This is a genomic window from Microcystis sp. M49636_WE2, from assembly GCF_030065375.1.
Lineage (GTDB): Bacteria > Cyanobacteriota > Cyanobacteriia > Cyanobacteriales > Microcystaceae > Microcystis > Microcystis aeruginosa_C.
This window is the reverse complement of sequence record NZ_JASJFG010001043.1, coordinates 1-1,887: the sequence shown is the minus strand read 5'-3', so window position 1 is coordinate 1,887 and position 1,887 is coordinate 1. Positions and strand designations below refer to the sequence as shown.

Genomic DNA, 1,887 nt, shown 5'->3' with positions numbered 1-1,887 from the left:
CGAAGCGGCAATGGCCACCAAGATGATGTTAACCCAAGAGGCAACCCCGGCCCAAATCGGTGCTTTCATGATTGCCCATCGCATTAAACGCCCCACCAGCGATGAGTTAGCGGGAATGCTTGATGCCTACGCCGAGCTTGGCCCGCAAATAACCCTAGAATCAGCCTCTTTTCAGCATCCGATCACTATTTTTGGCAATCCCTACGATGGACGCTCTCGCACTGCCCCGGTTACTCCGATCACTACTTTAATCTTAGGGTTGGCGGGGGTTCCTGTAGTCCTGCACGGGGGCGATCGAATGCCGACTAAATACGGTATTTCTCTCAGGGAAATCTGGCAGCAATTAGGAGCAGATTTTAGTCAATTATCCTTAGCAGCAGTGAAAGACTGTTTAATCACCACGGGATTGACTTTTTTCTATATTCCGCGCCATTTTCCCCTAGTAGAGAATTTTGTTACTTATCGGGAGCAAATCGGTAAACGTCCGCCCATGGCCACGGTAGAGTTAATGTGGTCGCCTTTGGTCGGTAATATTCATCAAATATCGGGTTTTGTTCATCCCCCCACCGAAGATCGTTTTCGCGAAACTTTTGCCCTGAGAAATATCTCTCACTTCACCACCGTGAAAGGATTAGAGGGGAGTTGTGATTTAGCCTGTAATCGGACGGCGATTATTGGTCTGGGAAATCCCACCGATCCCCCTTCCTTTCAGCGATTTTTCCTAAATCCTCGCGATTATGGCTTCTGTCCTTCGGATTATCCCCTCGAATCTTTAGAGATGCTCACCGCTAAATTAAAGGGTTTATTAGCTGGAGAAAATAATGAATTAACCGATGCGGCAATTTTTAACGGTGGTTTTTATCTTTGGCGCTGTGGAATTGCCCCAGATATCCCCACCGGTTTCCAGCAAGCACAACAATCTTTACAGTCAGGAAAAGCTCTGGCTAAATTAGAACAAATCTGTAATTATCTGGAAAATCAGCCATAGATAGGGTCTGCGGCAAAAAGTTTTTCCTGGGGGTAGGGTGTGGGGTGTGGGGTGTAGGGTTTTACCGATTTTGAGGGGGTCAATTACCTAATTTTCAGGGAAAAAGTAGCTGAATTATCCCCCCCCGATCACTCCTATATCTGGTACTTTTTGATTTTCAAAAAGCCCAAAGACATTACCCAACAAATCTAACCCCGTGCGACAAATCTAACTTTGGGCGATCCCTCAATCATGGTGGCTGCAAATTGAGCAGAAGTGAAATTATCGGGAGATTTTAACCCTTCTTTGAGCCTGTTGGTCATTTCCTCAATAGGCCAATTCAAGTCTGAATTGCATCACTGTCTGATCTATCTTTATAGAATACCTCATTCGGGGTACGATAGTCAAGACATTTTCGAGGACGATTGTTAATCAAGTTTACGGCTCTTTCCACCTCCTCTGGCTTAACGATTTTAAAATTCGTTCCCTTGGGGAAAAATTGTCTTAACAGTCCATTGGTATGCTCGTTTAATCCCCTCTCCCACGAATGATAAGGAGTAGCAAAATAAAAATCTGCTCCTAGTTTCTGACTCAACTCTTGATGTCCACAAAATTCTTTAACCTTGTCACAAGTAAAGGTTTTTTTTTTGTCAGGGTGAATCTCTTGGAAAAGTTTTTCTGTGACTCTATTGATTTCCGATGCGGTTTTGTTTTTAGCTAATCCTGCTACTAAAAATTTCGAGGCTTTGTCCATATATGTAACAAGAACTCCTAGATGATTGCCTCCAATCATTGTGTCACTTTCCCAATGACCGATTTCAGTTTTCTGGTCAGCAATTGCTGGTCGCTCGCTGATATCTACACGCCCCGGAATCCCTCCACGCTTACTTTTTGCTCCATTTCGACTCTTTCTTTTTCCT

The 1,887-nt window shown here is 44.3% G+C and carries 2 protein-coding genes; one reads left to right on the top strand and one right to left on the bottom strand.

Annotation, left to right across the window (positions count from 1 at the left end):
• The coding region (locus PX484_RS24025; protein ID WP_288105942.1) for an anthranilate phosphoribosyltransferase family protein at positions 1–988 on the top strand (988 nt) is incomplete at its 5' end.
• Positions 989–1,307: 319 nt separating this feature from the next.
• Here the strand turns inward: PX484_RS24025 and PX484_RS24020 are convergent.
• The coding region (locus PX484_RS24020) for an IS30 family transposase (RefSeq protein WP_288105938.1) at positions 1,308–1,887 on the bottom strand (580 nt) is incomplete at its 5' end.